The sequence below is a fragment of the Granulicella sp. 5B5 genome (genome assembly GCF_014083945.1).
Taxonomy (GTDB): Bacteria; Acidobacteriota; Terriglobia; order Terriglobales; family Acidobacteriaceae; genus Granulicella.
Map to the genome: position 1 here is coordinate 2,915,171 of NZ_CP046444.1, position 21,310 is coordinate 2,936,480.

The following is a 21,310-nucleotide window of genomic DNA, read 5'->3' on the forward strand; positions in this document are numbered from 1 at the left end:
TCTCCACAGCATACCTTGATCGGGAATGGAGTAAGAGAGGGGTATGTCACAGGATTCATCGTCCTTTAGCAAAGGTGAGGGCCGGACGCGCTAGGCTTTTAACTGGAAAACCGGCGTGTGAAGAGACCGAAGGGCCGCGCAGTGGCACGGTAGGGAACGGACGAAGGCTTCGTAAGAGACTGGTTCGGAAGAGACAGGAGCGACACAGGTGACTCAGGCGATCTATGTCCTGGAAGACGATGCGGACATCCGGCGGCTGGTGCAGTATCAGCTGGAGGGTGCGGGGTATACGGTGCGGGCGTATCCGCAGCTGAGCACGATCGTGCAGGACGCGGAGCGGCAGCGGCCGGCGCTGTTTCTGCTGGACATTATGTTTCCTGGGGGCGACGGGCTGGACCTTTGCCGCCGGTTGCGGCAGAACCCGACCCTCGCCAGCGTGCCGATCATTTTTTTGACGGCGCGGGCGGCGGAGAACGACCGCGTGACTGGGCTGGAGCTGGGCGCGGACGACTATATTACGAAGCCGTTTGCGATGCGCGAGCTGCTGGCAAGGGTGAAGGCCGTGCTGCGGCGGTTCGAGCGGCCGGAGACGCCTTCGACCAGCGCGGTGCTGTCGATCGAGGCTCTGGAGATCGATGGGAACTCGATGCAACTGCGGGTGAACGGCGAGCTGGTGACGACGACAGCGACGGAGTTTCGGCTGCTGGATTATCTGGCACGGCACCCGGGACGCGTGTTCAGCCGGGACCATCTGCTGGATGCGGTGTGGGGCGATGCGCGGTTTGTGACGCCGCGCAGCGTGGATGTGTATGTGCGGAGAATCCGGGAGAAGATCGAGACGGACCCGGAGACGCCTCGCTACCTGAAGACGATGCGTGGGGCAGGATACCGGTTCGACATCCCGAAGGGGCGTGCCGAGGGCGGTGAGCCTGCCGAGGTGGGCGCGGCTGAAGGCGCGAACGATTAGTCTTTAGCGCATGGGCTCCTTTTTAAAACGCAGCTTGTTCCTGGCGTTGCTGTGGCGCTCGGCGGCGGCCGTGGCCGCAGTGGGCGTTGCGGTGCTGCTGCTGCCGAAGCCATGGATGGTGGTGGTGGCCGGGTTGGTGGCCGCGGTGGCGGTGGCGACGGAGACGACGTACTCGATTACGACGGCGCTGGAGGAGCTTGAGCCGATGGTGTTGGCGTCGCAGGAATTAAGGACGCTGCCGGAGCCGCCGTATCGACAGATGGAGGGGATCGTCGATGCGCTGAATGTGAGCAGCGCGGAAGCGGCGCGGCAGATGGCGTCGAGCGCGGAGAGCCGGCGGAAGCTGGAGGCGCTGCTGGACTCGATGCAGGACGCGGTGACGAGCGTGGACGCGGCGGGGCGGATTGTGTGGGCGAACCGGCAGATGCAGCGGCTGATGACAGAGTCGTCGGGGTCGGTGCGGGCAGGGCACTCGCTGGTGCAGACGATACGGGCGCCGGAGGTGCTGAAGTGCGTGCAGCTGGCGCTGGAGCAGGGCAAGTATGCGGAGGAGCGGTCGGTGTCGCTGCCGATTGGACGGGTGTTTGCGGTGAGCGCGAGTCCGATGCCGGAGGGCGGCGCGGTGGTGGTGATGCAGGACCGCACGCGGATTGAGCAGGTGGAACGGACGCAGCGGGAGTTTGTGGCGAATGTGAGCCATGAGCTGCGGACGCCGCTGACGTCGATCTCGGGGTATGTGGAGATGCTGCTGGAGGACGAGCGGACGGCAGACACGTTTACGCCGCAGGTTCGGGAGTTTCTGGAGGCGATCCAGAAGAGTGCGAGGCGGATGGGGCGGCTGACGGACGACCTGCTGGCGATGGCGCGGGTGGACTCCGGCGAGCAGAAGCTGAGGCCGAAGCCGGTGAAGGTGACGACGCTGATCGACGAGACGGCGGTGGCGGTGGCCGGGCTGGTGAAGGAAAAGGGTGGAGACCTGGGGATCGGGGAGCATCCGGAGACGACGGTTGTGGCGGACCTGGACGCGCTTGTACAGGTGATGAGCAACCTGGTGGAGAATGCGTTGAACTACGGGCGGCGGCCGACGGCGTTGCAGAGCGGCGACCGCGGGCCGGATGAGGCGGCGGTGGTGTTGAGCGCTCGTGAGGTGACGATCGAGGACGGGCGGGCGATGGTGGAGTTCTGCGTAGAAGACTTTGGGCAGGGGATTCCGTCCGAGCATTTGGGGCGGCTGTTCGAACGGTTCTACCGGGTGGACAAGGCACGGAGCCGGGAGTCGGGTGGGACGGGGCTGGGGCTGGCGATTGCGAAGCATATTGTGGAGTCGCACAGAGGACGGATGTGGGTGGAGAGTGAGCTGGGTGTGGGGAGCCGGTTCTTCTTTACGCTGCCTGTGGCCGAGTAACAGGGTGTTAAGGGGTGGGCTGCGGTGTTCACCCCTGTAGTTACACCGGCTTTACCCCTGTGAGGCTGAGGCAGGGCTGTGGACAGAGGACGGCGGGTGGGTTGCGGGTAAAAAATGGTGCCAAATTCGTAATCTTGGGGATTTTCATTCTCTATTCACATCGCTGAAGGCCTCTGTTCACAGAGGCGGCGGAAGCTTAATGCAACGGATAGGTGAAGCAAGATGACCGAATCTGCGGCCAGAAGAATGAGCCGGACAGGGATCGGTACGTCTTAGCGCTATCTCGCGAGGAATAATGAGAGCTCTCAAGTTTGGAATCGCTGCTTTGGCCGCTGCAGCAATCGTCGGTGTGCCGAGTGCGCATGCGCAGACGCAGTCGAACCCCTGTAAGACGACCGTACGTCATCACAAGGCAAAGAAGGACGAGATGCCTTGCGAAGACCTGCGCAAGCAGTTGGCGGACCAGCAGGCGCAGATCGACGCGCTGAAGCAGCAGCTGGCAGACATGCCGAAGGCACAGCCGGAGTCGGACCCGATTGCGACGCCGCTGGCACAGAAGGCGCAGCAGACGGCGGACACAGCACAGCAGACGGCGAACAATGCGTCGGCAGCTGCCAGCACGGCCGATGCGAAGGCGACGGACGCGGACGCGAAGGCTGTCTCGGCCGACAAGAAGGTCGATGCCCTGCATGACGAGGTCTACTCGCCGAGCGCGCTGCACTACAAGGGCATCACGATCACCCCGATCGCCTTCGCGGCGGCTGAAGGTGTATGGCGCCAGCACACGGTGAACTCGGACATCAACACGCCGTTCAACAACATTCCTCTGCCGAGTGCGTCGGAAGGGCATACGAGCGAGCTGAACTTCTCGGGCCGCCAGAGCCGCCTGGGTGTTCTGTTCCAGTCGCAGGCGACGCCGACGGCGAAGCTGACCGGCTATTACGAGATGGACTTCCTGGGAACGGGCACGAGCTCGAACAACAACCAGTCGAACAGCTATGTGATGCGTCAACGCCAGATCTGGGGTCAGGTTGCCCTGCAGAACGGCTTTACGATGACGGGTGGCCAGATGTGGTCGCTGATTGCTGAGAACCGCAAGGGAACGGACGCGCGGACCTCGATTCAGCCGAACTCGATCGATTCGCAGTACCTCGCAGGTTACAGCTGGACACGTCAGCCGGGCTTCCGCATCCAGCAGCGTTTTGGCGATGAGAGCACGAAGGCGCTGACGCTGGCGGTTTCGGTGGAGCAGTCGCAGATCACCGGTTTCACGGTGGCGTCGACGGTGTCGGCGGCTATCCCGGTCAATTACTACTTCGGTGGCATCGGCCAGAACGGCGGTCTGTACAACGCGGCCGCGGCGAACGGCGGTACGAGCAACATCACGACCTATGCGAACAACGTCGCTCCTGACGTGATCGTGAAGGCCGCGGTGGACCTGCCGAACTTCCACGGCGAAGTGGGCGGCCTGGGCCGCTTCCTGCGCGACTACTACTTGCCGATCACGGCATCGGGCGGCACGGCTGCGGCGCCGACCTACACGTACGCCAGCACGTACTCGAACCACACCTCCGCTGCTGGCGGTGTGTTCGGCAGTGCACGTGTGTACCTGGCTGACAAGAAGATCGAAGTTGCGGCGCAGGCGATGGTTGGCCAGGGCGTGGGGCGTTATGGCTCGTCGCAGCTGGCGGACGCGACGCTGCGCCCGGACGAGACGATTGAGCCGATCCGCAACTACCATGGTCTGTTCTCGCTGGAGACGCATCCGACGAAGAAGTTCGATGTATTCGGCTACTACGGCGGTGAGTATGCGCAGCGCACGGTGTACACGACCTCTCAGGGTGACCTGATCGGTTATGGCCCAGGCAACCTGGTCGACAGCGGCTGCTACAACCTGCCAGCTGCGCCTTCGACGACGGTTGGCGCCGGCAATGGTGGCGGTCTGGGTGCAGGCAGCTCCTGCAACTCGCCGACACGGTACATTCAGGAGGCGATGGCAGGCGTGATCTGGAAGCCGATCGTGAGCCCGAAGTATGGCCGTCTGCAGTACTGGGTGACCTACAGCTATCTGCAGCGCAACCTGTGGTCGGGCAACAACGTGCCGGCGACCGGTCCGATCACCAGTCCCACGGGCGCACGCGCGACCGAGCCGATGGTGCATGTCTCGATGCGCTACTACATCCCCTAAACCTGAAGCCTGACGGTACGCAAGGGGCCCTGTCGTTGCGATGGGGCCCTTCGCTACTGGTGGGTGATATGGCTGGCAAAGCGATGGAATTGCAGGGCTTTGCTGAAAACGAATGAGAATGTAACACCCCTGCAATGTGGCTGGATGAGCATGGACGAGTACCCCGGGTGAAATATCGTTTCGTGCTATGAAGTCGAGTTTTTCCCGTTGGAATTTCAATCAAGATGAAGCAGTAAACAGGAGCTTTCAAGTGAAGACAAATATCCTCTCAGCGTTTCTGCTGTCCGCCTGCGTGGCGACCGCGGGTGTGTCCGTGGCGAGCGCACAGCACCTGACCGGTGCGGGCGCGTCGTTCCCGAACCCGATCTACTCCAAGTGGTTCTCGGAGTACAGCGCGTCGCATCCCGGTGTACAGATCAACTACCAGTCGGTGGGTTCGGGCGCGGGCATTCGCCAGGTGTCGGAGAAGACGGTGGACTTCGGTGCGAGCGACGGCCCGATGACGGACGCGCAGCTGGCGGCGTCGAAGGTGAAGCTGTACCACATCCCGACCGTGCTGGGCGCGGTGGTGCCGGTGTACAACGTTCCTGGCGTGAAGGCGCCGCTGAAGTTCGCTCCTGAGGTGATCGCGGACATCTACCTGGGCAAGATCACGAAGTGGAACGATCCCCGCCTGACGAAGGACAACCCCGGCGTGAGCCTGCCGGACCACACGATCCTGCCGGTGTACCGTTCGGACGGGTCGGGCACGACGTACATCTTCACGGACTTCCTGTCGAAGGTGAGCCCGGACTTTGCTTCGAAGATCGGCAAGAACACGTCGGTGCGCTGGCCGCTGGGCATTGGCCAGAAGGGCAATGAAGGCGTTGCCAGCATGGTGCGCAGCAGTGAGTACGCGTTCGGCTACGTGGAACTGATCTATGCGAAGGCGAACAACATGCAGTATGGCTATGTACGCAACGCCGCGGGCAAGTGGCTGCTGGCTTCGACCGAAGGCGTGACAGCCGCGGCTGCGGGTGCGGCGAAGAACATGCCGGCCGACTATCGCGTGTCGATCACGAATGCTCCGGGCGCGGATGCGTACCCGATCTCGTCGTTCACATGGCTGCTGATCCCGGTGAAGTCGGATGATCCGGCGAAGGGAAAGGTGCTGAAGGACTTCCTGACCTGGATGCTGGATAAGGGTGAGGCTGAGGCGAGCAGCATGACGTATGCTCCGCTGCCAGCGTCGGTGGTCAAGATGGAGCGGAAGACGATCGCGACGATCCAGTAAGCGTGCTGGCCCCCGGAGCGGCTGTATTGCTCACGGGGGCCAACAGTTTTATGCCCGGCTGGAAGGTAAAACTCCGCAGCAGGGCGAAGAGCCGGCGTAGAGCCCTATAAAGGCTGATTTATCTATGCGAAAGACCGGCCGAATGCAGCCGAATTCACGGTCTGTTTACAGTCCTTTCATAAAGTAGAGGCAGCGTCTTACGCAGTCTATGAGTGAATCCAATTCCATCCCGATGCGGCAGACGGTGATTTCGTCCGAGCTGAGGAACGCGCCTGACGGCGACGGTCCGAAGGCGGTGACAGCCCCTGCCGAACCCTCCGCGATCCGCCAGTTTCTGCAAAACAAGAGTGCGGGCAAGCTGCCAGATGGTGCGTTCAGCTGGCTGATGCTGGTGTGCGCGTTGAGCATCTTCGTGATCGTGCTGCTGATTGTGTTTGTCCTGATCAGGGACTCGCGGCTCTCGATCCATGCGTTTGGCTGGAAGTTTTTTACGGGCACGGTGTGGGACCCGGTCTCGGGCGATTTTGGGGCGCTGCCGTTTATCTATGGCACGGTGGTGTCGTCGCTGCTGGCGATTGCGATGGCCGTGCCGCTGGCGCTGCTGGTGGCGATCTTTGTGCTGGAGATCTGCCCGAACTTTCTGCGTGGGCCGATCTCGTTTTTGACGGAGCTGTTGGCGGCGATCCCAAGCGTGGTATACGGCCTGTGGGGGGTGTTCGTGCTGGTGCCGCTCATCCGCGACCAGGTGGGACCGGTGCTGGAGAAGACGCTGGGGTGGACAGGGCTATTTGCTGAGCCGAACTTCGGCGTGGGCATGTTTACGGCCGCGGTGATCCTGGCGATCATGATCTTTCCGGTGATTTCGTCGATCAGCCGCGATGTAATGCGGGTGGTGCCGCCGAGCCAGCGTGAGGCGGCGCTGGCGCTGGGCGCGACGCGGTGGGAGATGATCCGGATCAGCGTTCTGCGGAACTCGCGGATCGGGATTGTAGGTTCGGTGATCCTGGGGCTGGGCCGTGCGCTGGGCGAGACGATGGCGGTGACGATGGTGATCGGCAACCACCCGGACATGGCGAAGAACCTACTGGCGCCGGGGTATACGCTGGCCAGCGTGATTGCGAATGAGTTCACCGAGGCGACGGGCGACCTGTATTTGAGCGCGCTGATCGAGATTGGGCTGGCGCTGTTCCTGGTGACGATTGTGGTGAATGCGATTGCGCGGCTGCTGGTGTGGGCAGTGACTCGCAACAATGCGGCGGGGGCACACTAATGAGCAGTCTGCCGATACGATCTGCGAGTACTGAGAACTTTTTGAGGATGAGGCGCAACGCAGCCAACCACGTGGTGACGGGGTTGGCGGTGATCGCGACGATTGTGGTGCTGGCGCCGCTGGTGGCGATCCTGGGCTATCTGCTTTACAAGGGGTTCAGCTCGCTGAACTGGGCGTTCTTTACGAAGATGCCGGTGCCAGTGGGTGAGATGGGCGGCGGCATGGCGAACGCCATCGTGGGCTCGGGCGCGATTCTGGCGCTGGCGAGTGCAATGGGGATTCCGCTGGGGATTGGTGCGGGTGTGTACCTAGCTGAGTATGGGCGCGGGTCGTGGTTTTCGACGGCGGTGCAGTTTACGGCGGACGTGCTGAACGGCGTACCTTCGATTGTGATGGGCATTGCAGCTTACTCGCTGATCGTAGCGAAGCAGCACCACTTCTCAGGGTTTGCGGGCGGCGTGGCGCTGGCGATCATGATGGTGCCGACGATTACTCGCACGACCGAAGAGATGCTGACGACGGTGCCGCAGATGGTGCGCGAAGCGGCGCTGGGGCTGGGGATTCCGAAGTGGCGGACGGTGATTTCGGTGAGCCTGCGGACGGCGATGCCAGGCATTATTACAGGCTGCATGCTGGCGTTTGCGCGCGTGGCCGGTGAGACGGCCCCGCTGCTGTTTACTGCGCTGGGCAACCAGTTCTGGAACACGAACCTGAATCAGCCGATCGCGGCGCTGCCGCTGCAGATATTTACCTATGCGGTGAGCCCGTATGATGAGTGGCACAGGCTGGCGTGGGGTGGAGCTTTGGTGTTGATTGTGATGATTATGGTCTCTGTGACGCTGGTGCGAGTGGTTACCGGACGTGGGACGCTCAAGGGAGGGCAGCACTAGTGGGAGTCGGTATTCAAGTTGAGAACCTGAACGCGTGGTATGGTTCGACGCAGTCGTTGTGGGACATCAACCTGCACATTCCAGCGAACCATGCGACGGCGCTGATTGGGCCTTCGGGCTGCGGCAAGAGCACGTTCGTGCGCTGCCTGAACCGGATGCATGAGACGAACCCGATTGCGCGCGCCGAGGGCGTGGTGCGGATGGGCGACATCGACATCTACAAGGACGCGAGCCCGGTGGAGATCCGGCGGCGGATCGGGATGGTGTTTCAGCGGCCGAACCCGTTTCCGACGATGTCGATCTATGACAACGTGGCGAGCGGGCTGAAGCTGAACGGGTTTCGCAAGAAGCGCGTACTGGATGAGGTGGTGGAGAAGTCGCTGAAGAACGCGGCGCTATGGGACGAGGTGAAGGACGACCTGAAGAAGAAGTCGGGATCGAGCCTTTCCGGCGGCCAGCAGCAGCGGCTATGTATTGCACGTGCGCTGGCAGTCGACCCCGAGGTGCTGCTGATGGATGAACCAGCAAGTGCACTGGACCCGGTATCGACAGCGAAGATCGAAGACCTTATCTTCAAGCTGAAGAGCCAATACACGATTGTGATCGTGACGCACAATATGCAGCAGGCAGCGCGTGTGGCCGAGAATACCGGATTCTTTTTGACGGGCAAGCTGGTGGAGTTCGCGCCGACGACGAAGATTTTCACGAACCCCTCGGACAAGCGGACGGAAGATTACATCACAGGGAGGTTCGGATGACGCGGATACGGTTTCAGCAGAGCTTGGACGAACTGAAGGAGCGGCTCCTGGTGATGGCGGGCCTGGTGGAGCAGGCGATCCAGCGTGCGACGGAGTCGTACTCGTCGCGCGATGAGAGCCTGTGCGAGCTGGTGCTGATGTCGGAGCCGGCGATCAACCGCATGGAGCGGGAGATCGACAGCCTGGCGCTGGACCTGCTGGCGATGGAGCAGCCGATGGCGGTGGACCTGCGGTTCATTATCGCGGTGATCCGCATCAATGCCGACCTGGAGCGCGTGGGCGACCAGGCGGTGAACATCGCCAACCGCGTGCAGGAGCTGGGCAAGCAGCCGAATGTGGAGCTGCCGGTGGACATTCCGAAGCTGGCGAACCTGTCAGGTGCGATGGTGCGCAAGGCGCTGCAGGCATTTATTGAAGGCGACGCCGAGATGGCGGAGAATGTGCTGAAGCTGGATGACCAGGTGGACGATATGAACCGCGATGCGTTCAAGGCGCTGGGCAACCTGATCAAGGAGAAGCCGGAGCTGACGCCGCAGGCGCTGAATGCGCTGATCATCTCGCGGAACCTGGAGCGGGTGGGCGACCATGCGACCAACATTGCGGAAGACGTGATCTTCTGGGTGAAGGGCGCGGATGTGCGGCACCACGCGGAGCAGGACGCGACGGCTTAGTCGGGTTGTAGAGAGTGAAGAGACGCCGAGCCTTTGGGGCTCGGCGTTTTGCTTTGTGGTGGGTTGAGGGTTGTTCAGATAAGCGAGAAGAAGGCAAGGCAAACGGCGGGCTGAAGCCCATTCCTTTATCAAGGCTATGAGACCCGAGCCTGAAGACTCGGGGTACCGATTTGTGGCCGGTTTGCCGGATGGTTGGTGGTGCTGGAGCTTAATTCGTAGCGCGGATGCGGGCTACGCGGAGAGCGACTTCAGCATCGACCCGATGAATGTCTGCGTTGAGGAGTTTTCCGTTGCTGACGAGTTGCGTGCCGCCAACGAAGACGCCTTCGAGGTCGGGCTCGGAGGCGATGAAGACGAGTGAGGCGTAGGGGTCGGAGACGGGGCCGAAGCTCGTCGGGTCAATGATGAGGAAGTCGGCGAGTTTGCCGGGTTCGAGGGAGCCCAGCTTGTTGGCGACGTTGAGGACGTCGGCGCTGCCCATGGTGTGCAGGCGGAGGACGTCATACGGGGACATGATGGTGGCGGACTCGTACTTGTCGCGAATGGCGTAGAGGCCGGTGCGCATGTTTTCGAAGGGGTCGGCGAGGTCGGCGGAGGCTTCGCCGTCTACGCCCATGCCGACGCGGATGCCGGCCTTGAGGTAAGCGGGGATGTCGGGGACACCGCTGGCGAGGCGGCCGTTGGAGAGAGGCTGCCAGCTCATGGCGGCACCGGCTTTACCGGTTGCAGCGATGATGACGGGCGTGGTGTGGATGAAGTGGCCGAAGATGAGATTGGGACCGAGGAGACCGCTGTCGGTGAACCAATGGAACTTGGCCTGCTCCTCGGCGGCGGATTCGGGCGGTTCGAGGTAGTGGGACTGGTTGGCGAGGTGGAACTCCTGCATAAGGGCCTTGTCGAGGTAGGCCTGGTTCTCGGTGTTGGAGAAGGCGGCGTAGCCGGAGATCATGGTGGAGAGGTATTGCCGGGTGCCTGCTTTGATGGAGGCCTGCTGCGCGTAGTCGAGGAAGGCTTTGAGGGGGAGGCGGGCCTGCGCGGCGGTGTACGCGGGGGTGATGCCGGGCGCGGTGGCCTGGCCGTCGTCGTAGCCGTGGACGAAGCGGATGCCGGAGTCCATCTCGGCCTGGAAGGTGTAGCCGTCGCAGGTGTGGGCGACGTCGGGCGAGGGATGGCAGACGCTGGCGCCGCCGTAGTCGAAGCTGTAGGCGGCGGTGATGCCGTGCTGGAGGTGGTCGAGGGCGCCGTCGAGGGTGAACCAGTAGAGGTCTTCGGGGCGGGCTTTGTTGCCGCTGTCGTTGTAGACGGCGGTGAGCCAGCCGGTGAGTGTGCTGTCGGCGGCGAGACCGCGGAAGGGGGCCTGCCAGAGGTGGGAGTGCGCGGAGATGAAGCCGGGGATGATCCAGTGGCCGTGAGCGTCGATGACGCGGTGGGCGTTGAGCTGCGGTGGCGGCGTGCCGGCGGCGATGGTGAGGATGGTGCCGTCGGTCGCGACGGTGAAGTAGCCGAGGAAGGGCTTGCGCTGTGCGGGCGCCATGGTGAAGAGGAGGGCGTCTTCGACGAGGAGTTTGGGCTGCTGTGGAGGTGTCTGTGCATGCGCGCTGAGAAAAAGAGAGGCAGCAAGGAGCGACGCGATGAGTTGGGAACGCATGAAGCTGTTCTACCTGAGAGCGGGTTCGCAAACAACTGGCTCGCGAACAGCTAGTTCGCAAACGACTGGAGGCGGGGGTATAAAGTCTGTATGACTTCGTGGAACCGGGTTGTCCCTTTTGTTGCGGCGTTGTGTGTGTGCGCCGTTGTCTCCGCTGCAGCGCAGAGCCTGGATGGCAACTATGCGCGGGACCCGAACCAGCCGATCGACAAGGCGTACAGCGCGAAGATTGCGGAGTACACGACGGACCCGCATTTTCTTTCGCCGCTGGTGAGCGAACTGCCGGCGTCGAAGACGGTACCGACGCCTGAGAAGCTGCTGGGGGATGTGTCCGGCGCGCCGAACACGCTGCCGTATGCGGAGGATGTGTACAAGTACTTCCGATTGCTGGCTGCGAGCACGCCGCGGGTGCAGGTGTTCACGATTGGGCATACGGAGGAAGGCCGCGAGCAGATTGCAGTGGCGATTGCCGATGAGAGCCTGCTGAAGGGGGCGAAGGAAAACAATGAGCGGATGGCGAAGCTGGGCGATCCGCGGACGATTGGGCTGGACGATGCGAAGGCGCGGCCGCTGATCGATGCTTCGTATCCGGTGTACTACATTACGGGGACGATCCACTCGACGGAGACGGGAGCGCCGACGGCGTTGATGGAGCTGGCGTACCGGCTGGCGGTGGATGACTCGCCGTACATCAAGTACATACGGTCGCACATGATCGTGCTGATTACACCGGTGGTGGAGGTGGATGGGCGCGACCGGATGGTGGACATCTACAAGTGGCACCGCGCGCACCCGACGGAGCAGTGGCCGCGGCTGGCGTACTGGGGCCACTATGTGGCGCATGACAACAACCGCGATGCGATGGGGATGACGCTGGACCTGACGCGGAACGTGCTGAACACGTATCTGGACTGGCATGCGCTGGTGCTGCATGACCTGCATGAGTCGGAGCCGTTTCTTTACGACAACACGATCGGCGACGGACCGTACAACGCGTGGGTGGACCCGATGCTTGCCGATGAGTGGGCGGAGATTGGCTGGAACAACGTGGCGCAGATGCAGAGCCTCGGAATGCCGGGTGTGTACACGCACGGCGACTTCGATACGTGGAGCCCGGGCTATCTGATGTTCCTGGCGGCGATGCACAACGGCATCAGCCGGCTGTATGAGACGTTCGGCAATGGCGGGGCGGACACGGAGAAGCGCATCCTGTCGCCGGAGGAGTATTCGCGCACGTGGTACCGGCAGAACCCGCCGTATCCGGTGGTGATGTGGTCGCAGCGGGACAATAACAACTATGAAGAGACGGCGCTGCTGACGACACTGAACTATTTTGCGCAGCACTCGCGGCACTTTGTGGAGGACTACTACATCAAGAGCAAGCGGAGCGTTGAGAAGCCGACGCTGGATGGCCCGGCCGCATACGTGCTGCCTGCGAACGTCGCCGAGGCGAACCGCCAACTGCAACTGCTGGAAGTGATGAAACGGCAGCATGTAGAGGTGCAGCAGTTGAGCGAGGCGACGACGGTGACTCTGCCGGCGGCGAAGCGTGGCGAAAAGCCGACGACCGAGACAGTGCCTGCGGGTAGCTACGTGGTGCGCATGGATCAGCCGTATGCACGTGCAGCAGACGCTCTGCTGGACCGGCAGTACTGGGCGCCGGATGATCCGCAGAAGCATCCCTATGACGACACGGGGTGGTGCTTCAGCGAGCTGTTCAACCTGCATGTGCTGCGGGTAACGGATGCGAAGATGCTGGATGCGAAGATGAGCCTTGTGGCCGAGCCGAAGGTGGCGGATGTCGCAGGCGCGGGGCCAGTGCTGGCGATCGATAACACGACGCAGGTGTCTTTGCTGGGGCTGGTGTACAAGCTGAAGGGCACGAAGATCGCTGTTGCTGAGAAGGGGTTTGAGGCGGATGGGAAGCATTTTAATGCGGGATCGCTGCTCATGGATGCTAGCGATGATGCTGAGAAGACGATGCGTCAGTTGCAGCTGACGGGTGTGCGCTTGGCGGCGATGCCGACGGTGGCGACGCATCCTGCGGTGACTCCACGGATTGCGTTTATGCATACGTGGCAAGGGACGCAGACCGAGGGCTGGTGGCGCTATGCGTTCGATCATGTCGGTGTGCCTTATGACTACATGAGCACGCAGACGGTGGCGAAGATGGATGACCTGCGGGCGAAGTATGACGTGATTGTGTTTGCGCCGGTGGGCCGGTCGTCGTTCGACAGCATTGTGAACGGGATGCCGAAGTATGGCAATGCGCTGCCGTGGGAGAAGACGGCGCTGACACCGAACCTGGGCAGGCTGGACTCGACTGCGGACATGCGTGATGGACTGGGGTATGACGGGCTGGCGCATCTGAGGGCGTTTGTGGAGAAGGGCGGGCTGCTGATTACATGCGAGGACACAGCGCGGTTCGCTGTTGAAGCGGGGCTGGCACCGGGTGTAACAGTGGCTCCGGCGGGGCAGACGCGTGTGGTGGGGTCGGTGTTGAATACAGTGTTTGTGAGCTCGCAGAGTCCGGTGGCGTGGGGCTATGGGGTGAGCGTGCCGGTGATGAGCGCGGAAGGAATGGCGTTCAATGTGAGCAATACGGTGGGAGGTGGCGGTGGGCGCGTGCTGATGGACCCCTATGCGCGGCGGCCGACAGGGCGCGGCAGTGTGGATGACAGCGATACGGTGCAGGGACGCAAGGCTGTGGAGCCGGAGCGGCTGGTGAAACAGAAGCCGTGGGAACCGCGTCCGTTGAATGAGGACCAGATGCGCAACAACCCGAGTGTGATTCCGGTGGCGATGCGACCGGAGGTGGTGCTGCGGTTTGCAGATGCGAAGTCGCTGCTGGGGTCGGGGCTGCTGGAGCATGGGGAGGCGATTGCGGAGCATGCTGTTGTGGTGGATGCCCATGTTGGCGAGGGCAATGTGCTGCTGTTTGGGAACAACCCGGTGTATCGCGGGGAGACGGTGGGGAGCTATCCGCTGGTGTTCAATGCGATTTTGAATTTTGGGCATCTGGAGAGGTCTGCGGCGGCGAAGTAGCGACCGCTGCGGCCTTCGGGTCGCGGGTGATGTTTGGTGGGATCAACAATTGCGCCGAGGGGTGCAGCTATAACTCGCTTTAGGTGAGATTGTTGGTTGCAAGCTGGGCCTAAAACGGTTAAAACTATGTCAATATCCGATACGCCGTATTTGATTTGTGATTATGCGGATTCCCATGCCGGCAGAACCGACCCTCCAGCCATGATGCTGGAGCGATGTACCGACTGCATTTCGGCGACAAGAGACTAGACAGTTTTGGCACCTACCTTTGGAGGCGACGTTGATGCGACGCATTTGTGGACTCGTATTTCTTATTGCCATGGTGTTTGCAGGCCAGGCGTTCGGCCAGAACGCGAACACCTCACTGCGTGGGATGGTGAAGGACCCGTCGGGTGCGGTCATTCCGAGAGCTACGATCACGCTAGTAAACAAGGCTGCGGGCCAGACGCTGAAGGCGACGTCGGGCTCAAGCGGTGATTATCAATTGCCACAATTGCCGCCGGCGACGTACACAATCACGGTGACGGCGCCAGGTTTTGGCAGCCAGACCAAGATCGCTGAACTGCTGGTGGACCAGCCGGCGACGATCAACTTCGCCCTGTCTGTGGGCGGCAGCAATGAGGTGGTGGACGTGAGCGCCGCCGCGCAGACGCTGAATACGAGCGACGCGTCGCTAGGTGACGCGAAGAGTAATGCATTGATCCAGGCGCTGCCGAGCGAGACGCGAAACGTGCCGGACCTTCTATCGCTGCAGCCGGGCGTCCTGTCGTTTCCTCCTCCCAGCAATCCGGCGTTGGCAGACAGCCGGAGCGGTGCGGTGAACGGTGGCCGTTCCGACCAGGGAAACATTACCCTCGATGGCATTGATGACAACGACCAGGTACGCGGTCTCGCCTTTTTGGGAGTGCTGCGAGAGACGCAGGATTCGGTTGAAGAGTTCCGCGTAACGACGGGGAATGCAAATGCGGACCAGGGGCGTTCTTCGGGCGCACAGGTCTCACTGATAACAAAGTCAGGCACGAACCACTTTCATGGTGCGGCGTATGAGTACTTCCGGCCGACGAACACGGTGTCGAACGACTTCTTCAACAAGAACAGCCAACTTGGCTCGGGAGAGGAAAACCGGCCACCGAAGCTGATCCGCAATACGTTCGGCGCGGATGTGGGTGGCCCGATCATCAAGGACAAGTTGTTCTTCTTTGCCAACTACGAGGGACAGCGGAAGGCGGAGAGCGCCATCGTAAGCCGCGACGTGCCCACGGCGCTTTACCAAAAGGGAACGATCAGCTATACGGGCGATACCCTGGATGGCAACGGCAACCCAACGGGCGACACCGAAACCGATACCATCACGCCCGCGCAGCTTGCGATGATCGATGCGTCGTGCGCGGTCTGCAATACGGCGGCATATAGTCCGGGACCGGGTGTGAACCCCAATATCCTTAGCTATTTTGCGAGCCTTCCGGCTGCCAATACGAATAACCCTGGCCTGTACGGTGACGGGATCAACATTGCGAACTACACATTTGCTTCGCCGAATCCCAGTACGCTCAATACGACGATCGTGAAGATCGACTACATACCGTCCTCGAAACACCACATTTTTGGCCGCGGCAACCTGCAGAAGGACACGACCGGTGACGTGGAACAGTTCCCGGGGGAGGGCCCTTCGGACACGCTGGTCGACAACACCAAGGGCATGACGTTTGGAGATACCTGGACGATCAATTCTCACCTTGTAAACGACATCCGTTATGGCTACATCCGGCAGGGGTATGGGCAGTCAGGTGTGGGGTCGGGTGATTACGTGGACGTCCGTTACATCTCGGCTCCAACGGCGGAGACGCGCAGCACGATTGCGAGCGTGCCGGTGAACAATATTGTCGATAACCTTAGCTGGAGTAAAGGGAAGCACAATCTCGAGTTCGGCGTGAACTGGCGGTTGATCCATCAGAACCGTACATCGGATGTGAATTCCTACAATTCAGCATCGACCAATCCGCAGTGGCTCTCAACCACTGCGCCCCCTCAGCCTGATTCGATCGGACTGAATCCTGTGGATGGAAATTTTTCTTCTTCATATAATATTGCGTACGCCAACTTGGTGGGCACAGTGCCTTCTGTTACCAATCAATACAATTACCAGGTGACGAGCCCCGCAGGCGGCGCGCTGCTGGCGGACGGAACGCCGATCTCACGCCACTTCAGCGCCAACGAGTTTGAGGGGTTCGTGCAGGACCAGTGGCAGGTGATGCCGACCCTTACGATTACGGCCGGCATCCGGTACACGGTGCTTCAAACGCCATGGGAGACGCATGGTCAAGAAGTCACGCCCACGATCGATACCGATACATGGTTCAAGGCGCGTGAAGCTTCGGCCCTGCAAGGGGTTGTGAATGAGCCAGACTTATCGTTTGCGCCCGCCGGCAAGTATTATGGGCGTCCTGGCTTTTATCCGAAGAACAAGAATAATTTTGCTCCGCGCATAGCGATTGCGTGGGCACCAAATTCCAAGACATCGGTGCGTACCGGGTTTGGCATTTACTTCGATCATTTTGGCGAGGCGCTGGTCAACATCTTCGACCAGAACGGAGAGTTCGGATTGTCCTCGTCGGTGACGAATCCGGCAGGCGTTTACGATACGGAGTCGTCACCGAGGTTTACAGGGCGCCGCAACTTCCCATTCACGAACGGCGCAGGCGCGGCGCAGACGACGTTCCCCTATACCTATCCTGAAGGAAGTGAGCAGATCTCCTGGGGCATCGACAATAAGCTCAAGACGCCGTATACCGAGGCGTTCGACCTTTCGGTGCAGAGGGTTTTGCCGGGTGGGCTCACGCTGGAGGCGGCGTACGTCGGACGGCTGGGGCGGCATCTGTTGAGCCAGCAAGATCTGGCTGAGCCGGTCGACTATGTCGATCCGCAGGGCGGTGGGGATTACTACACGGCGGGCACTGCGCTCTCGAAGATTGCCAATGCGAACGGTGACGATGCGAGCGCGAATGTGGCGCCCATTCCTTACTGGGAGCACCTGTTCCCGTTCCTCGCGAATACGGACTATAACGGCGAGAGCGCGACGCAGGCTTTCTATTCAGATGAATGGGCGCCGAATATGGAGTATCTCGGAGCGACGACCGCGCTTTCGGATGTCGATTATGGCTGCGCTTTCGATTTTGGATATTACAACTGCCCTGCCGGTTATCAGTCGAAGTTCTGGCAGCCGCAGTTCGACAGCCTCTTCTCACTGACGACGATCGGGATGAGTTACTACAACGCCCTTGAGGTCTCGCTGCATCATCCGATGAGCCATGGGCTGCAGGGCGATGTGAGTTATACCTTCTCCAAGTCAATCGACTTCAGCTCGGACGCCGAGCGTGCGACGTCGTTTTCGAGCGGTGTTGCTACCAGCGGAGCCATTATTCAAAATACCTGGAAGCCGTATCTGAACCGTGGAGTTTCCGACTTCGACAGCAAGAGCCTGATTACTGCCGACTATGTGTATGCTCTGCCAATCGGCCGTGGCAAAGCGGTGTGGAACGGAGCGAGCCGGCTGGCGGATGAAGTTGTCGGAGGATGGCAGCTTTCGGGCATCTTCCGTTACTCGTCTGGATTGCCGTTCTCGCTTTACGAGCCCGGATATACGACGAACTGGACCTGGGGCGGCTATGGTGTCATCACCGATAAGAGCCAGGTGAAGGTGCATAAGCATCTGGATAGTTCCGGCAATCCGGTGTTCTTCGACAATGCTTCGGCGATCAGCGGCGGCGCCTACAACGGATCTCCGGTGCGCGTGCCGTATCCGGGTGAGGCGGGGATGCGCAATCCACTACGCGGCGACGGTTATATCGATCTCGACTCCGGATTGGCGAAGAGCTGGAAGGTATCGGACTGGGGGGCGCTGAAGTTCACGTGGGAGGTCTACAACGTGACGAACACAAACCGGTTCGATCCGCAGAGCATTGCCACAACGCTGACGTACACCATAGGAACGGCGGGCTCGCTGCTGACGCAGTCTCGGCGTATGCAGTTCTCGATGCGGTACGACTTCTAGGGCTGGATTATTTCTTCCTAACGATGGAGCGGAGAGGCGATACGTCTCTCCGTTTCGTTTTGAGGTGAGTGCTTGAGTAAGTTGTGGTTGTATGTTTCTCTGGGTGGACGATGAGAACGTTCCTTTGTGCTGTTGTGGTTGCTGTTCCTTTGATCGTCCAGGCGCAGACGAAACCGGCGATTACGCTGGATGAGTTTTTCAATGCGACGGATGTCAGCTCGGCGCGGATTTCGCCGGACGGGGCGGCGGTGGTGGTGGGGGTGAATGCTCCGGACTGGAAGGGGAACCAGTTTACGGACGATCTTTGGGTGTGGACGCGGCAGAGCGGAAAGCTGGTTCCGTTGACGCATGGAGGGCGTGACACCGCGCCCGCGTGGTCTCCGGATGGGAGGGCGGTGGCGTTCCTATCCGACAGAACGCTGCCGGGGGACGATGACAAGAACCCGACGACGCGGGTGTGGGTGGTGTCGGCGAGTGGCGGGGAGGCGATGCCAGCGTATCGCGAGGCGCTGGATGCGCATAGCTTTGCGTGGTGCGCGGATGGCACGAAGCTGATTGCTGCGGTGACGGAGCCGCTGTCGAAAGAGGCGCAGGATGCCCATGACGAGGAGTGGAAGGATGTGATCCGCTGGCGCGAGCAAGAGCGTGGCGATGTGCTGCTGGCGCTGCCGGTGACGCGGGTGTTGAGCCCGAGCACGGTGCCGGCGATGATGCATCCAGAGGACAAGGCCGCGCATGACAAGCCGGAGTATCCGGCAGGGAGTACGGTGCTGGCGCGCAGCGCGTTCACGGTGAATGAGGTCGTGCCGTCGCCTTCGGGGAAGTGGATTGCGTTTGAGACAGGGCCGGTGTCGCAGCGGCTGGAAGACCCGGCGGATACGGAGATGTACCTGGTGGCTGCCGAGGGTGGGAAGCCGAAGCGACTGACCAAGAATGAAGCGCTGGAGAGCCAGCTGCAGTGGACTCCGGATGGGACGCATATCGACTTTCTGGTGCAGGCGGCGGGCGGGGCGGTGGAAGGGCCGTATCGGGATGTGCAGGGGCGGTTGTACTCGCTGGATGTGGCGACGGAGAAGGTGACGCGGCTGGGTGGTGAGTTTGCGGGGTCGTGGAGTGACCCGGCCGTGACGGAAGATGGCACGGTGCTGGCGACAGGATCGACGGGGATTGAGCAGGCGATCTATCGCGTGGAGGGGAGCTCGGCGACGAAGGTGGTGACGGAGCCGGGGCACTACAGCAAGCCGGATGCTGCGCTGCATGCGAAGGCGGTGCTGTTTGTGCACTCGCGGATCAATGTGCCGGCGCAGGTGTTTGTGGCTGACGATGTCGCCGGTTTGGGTGGCGCGAAGGCTGTGACGGCGTTCAATCCGGTGTTTGCGGAGCGGGTGCAGGTGCCGTGGAAGCCGTACAAGTGGAAGAGCACTGATGGGACCGAGGTGGAGGGCGTGCTGCTGTATCCGCCGGGGAAGATGGGAGCGAAACATCTGCGGATGCTGACGCTGATCCATGGCGGGCCGGCGGATGCGGATGGCGACCACTTTGGCGCGGACTGGTATGACTGGGCGACGTATGCAGCGTCGCATGGATGGCTGGTGTTTCGGCCGAACTATCGCGGGTCGAGCGGGTATGGAGATGCGTTCATGCTGGGGATTGAGCCGCATATCGTTTCGGCGCCAGGGCGGGACATTTTGAGCGGAGTGGATGCGTTGGTGAAGGATGGCATCGCCGATCCGGACAGGTTGGCGATCGGCGGGTACAGCTATGGCGGGTACATGACGAACTGGCTGATTACGCAGACGACTCGGTTCAAAGCTGCCGTGACGGGTGCGGGTGCGGTGGAACATGCCGCGAACTGGGGCAATGACGATTTGACCTATGATGACGCGTGGTATCTGAGCGGAACTCCGTGGGAGAAGCCAGAGCTGTATGAGAGTGAGGCAGCGCTGTTTCAGCTGAACAAGGTGAAGACGCCGACGCATATTGTGGGCGGCGATGCGGATGATCGCGTGAGCTACTTTGAGGATGTGCTGCTGGAGCGCGGGCTGCAGCGGCTGGGGGTTCCGCATGAGTTGCTGGTGTTTCCGGGGGAGAACCATCCGCTGGACAAGAACCCCTGGCATGGATACATCAAGGTACGGGAAGAGATGAAGTGGCTGGATAAGTACGATCCCAAGGAGTAAAGGCAGCGAAGGATGCTGTAAGCTTTTGGCGTATGGCAAAGACAAGTGAAGCGGACGCGAAGGTGAAAGCGCCTCGCGCTGGCAAGACGAAGACAACCAAGAGTTATGCGGCCCCTGCGCTGGAAAAGGGGCTGGACGTGCTGGAGTTGCTGGCGCGGCAACCGTCGGGGTTGACGAAGAGCCAGTTGGCGCGGGAACTGGACCGCACGGTGTCCGAGATATTCCGGATGCTGGTGTGCCTGGAGGAGCGCGGGTATATTGCGCAGCTGGCGGAGGACAGGTACTCGCTGACGCTGAAGCTGTTCCAACTGGTGCAGGAGCATCCGCCTACAGAGCGACTGCTGGTGGAGGCGCTGCCGGTGATGGACCACTTGGCGCATGTGACGAAGCAGTCGTGCCATATGGGCGTGCTGGAACTGGGTAACGTGAGCATCCTGGCGCAGGTGAATCCGCCGACGCGGATTGGGTTTTATGTAAAGCTGGGCTCGACGGTGGACATTATGGACTCCGCCAGTGGGTATGTGATTCTTGCGCATCAGAGCGAGGTGCAGCTGGAACGGATTCTTGAGGAGTGGAGGCGTGAGACGGACAAGAAGGCGCCGCGCGATCTGCACACTCACCTGAACCGCATCCGTAAGCTGGGTTACGAGAAGCGCGCGAGCTATGAGGTGAAGGGCGTGATCAACATCAGCTTCCCGATCCTCAACCAGCATGGGTGGGCGATCGGTGCGCTGACGATTCCGCATATTCAGTACAGCAGCTCGTCGTTGAAGATGAGTGATGTTGTGGAGGAGCTGCGGAAGGCCGCGGCGGAGATTACGGAGAAGCTTGGGGGCAAGCGGCCTGAGGCTGCGTAGGTGCGGCTATGCCTATGGCGTCAGGCTGATTCCAGGATGATGCGTGTTGGTGTGGCGCACGTGGCTGAGCAGCGAGTTAATGTTCGGGTTGAGGATGCCGTTTCTTA

At 61.2% G+C, this 21,310-nt stretch carries 13 protein-coding genes; 12 read left to right on the forward strand and 1 reads right to left on the reverse strand.

Annotated features, from left to right (window positions below; translation table 11 throughout):
• Window positions 1-208: 208 nt before the first annotated feature.
• The 8 genes from GOB94_RS12370 (at window position 209) to phoU (ending at window position 9,422) form a co-directional block, all read left to right on the forward strand.
• Window positions 209-967, forward strand: a complete 759-nt coding sequence (locus GOB94_RS12370; RefSeq protein WP_182276203.1) for a response regulator transcription factor — start codon at window positions 209-211, stop codon at window positions 965-967.
• 10 nt (window positions 968-977) lie between these two features.
• Window positions 978-2,372 (forward strand): ATP-binding protein, encoded by a 1,395-nt coding sequence (locus GOB94_RS12375; protein WP_182276204.1) that lies wholly within the window; start codon window positions 978-980, stop codon window positions 2,370-2,372.
• Between the two features lie 325 nt (window positions 2,373-2,697).
• The gene (locus tag GOB94_RS12380; RefSeq protein WP_255483916.1) at window positions 2,698-4,560 is read left to right on the forward strand and encodes a hypothetical protein; all 1,863 of its coding nucleotides are present in this window, start codon (window positions 2,698-2,700) and stop codon (window positions 4,558-4,560) included.
• Window positions 4,561-4,810: 250 nt separating this feature from the next.
• Window positions 4,811-5,833, forward strand: a complete 1,023-nt coding sequence (gene pstS / locus GOB94_RS12385) for a phosphate ABC transporter substrate-binding protein PstS (RefSeq protein ID WP_255483918.1) — start codon at window positions 4,811-4,813, stop codon at window positions 5,831-5,833.
• A 208-nt stretch (window positions 5,834-6,041) separates the two neighbouring features.
• A complete protein-coding gene (gene pstC, locus GOB94_RS12390) occupies window positions 6,042-7,103 on the forward strand; it encodes a phosphate ABC transporter permease subunit PstC (RefSeq protein ID WP_182276207.1) in 1,062 nt (353 codons plus the stop codon).
• Between the two features lie 47 nt (window positions 7,104-7,150).
• A complete protein-coding gene (gene pstA, locus GOB94_RS12395) occupies window positions 7,151-7,993 on the forward strand; it encodes a phosphate ABC transporter permease PstA (RefSeq protein ID WP_255483919.1) in 843 nt (280 codons plus the stop codon).
• Window positions 7,993-8,751: a phosphate ABC transporter ATP-binding protein PstB gene (gene pstB, locus GOB94_RS12400; RefSeq protein WP_182276209.1), complete on the forward strand. Its 759-nt coding sequence runs from the start codon at window positions 7,993-7,995 to the stop codon at window positions 8,749-8,751. The genes pstA and pstB overlap by 1 nt, the downstream gene beginning before the upstream one ends.
• Window positions 8,748-9,422 carry a phosphate signaling complex protein PhoU gene (gene phoU, locus GOB94_RS12405; protein WP_182276210.1) on the forward strand — a complete coding sequence of 225 codons (675 nt, stop codon included), beginning with the start codon at window positions 8,748-8,750 and terminating at the stop codon, window positions 9,420-9,422. Before pstB ends, phoU begins: the two co-directional genes overlap by 4 nt.
• Before the next feature lie 208 nt (window positions 9,423-9,630).
• Here phoU and GOB94_RS12410 read toward each other — a convergent pair whose 3' ends face one another.
• Window positions 9,631-11,070 (reverse strand): amidohydrolase family protein, encoded by a 1,440-nt coding sequence (locus GOB94_RS12410; RefSeq protein ID WP_182276211.1) that lies wholly within the window; start codon window positions 11,068-11,070, stop codon window positions 9,631-9,633.
• A 90-nt stretch (window positions 11,071-11,160) separates the two neighbouring features.
• On the opposite strand from GOB94_RS12410, the gene GOB94_RS12415 reads away from it, so the two are divergent.
• The 4 genes from GOB94_RS12415 to GOB94_RS12430 all read left to right on the forward strand — a co-directional run bounded on the left by GOB94_RS12415 (window position 11,161) and on the right by GOB94_RS12430 (window position 21,203).
• Window positions 11,161-14,115: a M14 family zinc carboxypeptidase gene (locus GOB94_RS12415; protein WP_182276212.1), complete on the forward strand. Its 2,955-nt coding sequence runs from the start codon at window positions 11,161-11,163 to the stop codon at window positions 14,113-14,115.
• A 283-nt stretch (window positions 14,116-14,398) separates the two neighbouring features.
• Window positions 14,399-18,166, forward strand: a complete 3,768-nt coding sequence (locus tag GOB94_RS12420; RefSeq protein WP_182276213.1) for a TonB-dependent receptor — start codon at window positions 14,399-14,401, stop codon at window positions 18,164-18,166.
• A gap of 110 nt (window positions 18,167-18,276) precedes the next feature.
• Entirely contained in the window at window positions 18,277-20,346 is a 2,070-nt protein-coding gene (locus GOB94_RS12425) for a prolyl oligopeptidase family serine peptidase (protein WP_182276214.1), read from the forward strand.
• Window positions 20,347-20,378: 32 nt separating this feature from the next.
• Window positions 20,379-21,203, forward strand: coding sequence for an IclR family transcriptional regulator (locus GOB94_RS12430; RefSeq protein WP_182276215.1), 825 nt, complete (start codon window positions 20,379-20,381; stop codon window positions 21,201-21,203).
• Window positions 21,204-21,310: the final 107 nt, after the last annotated feature.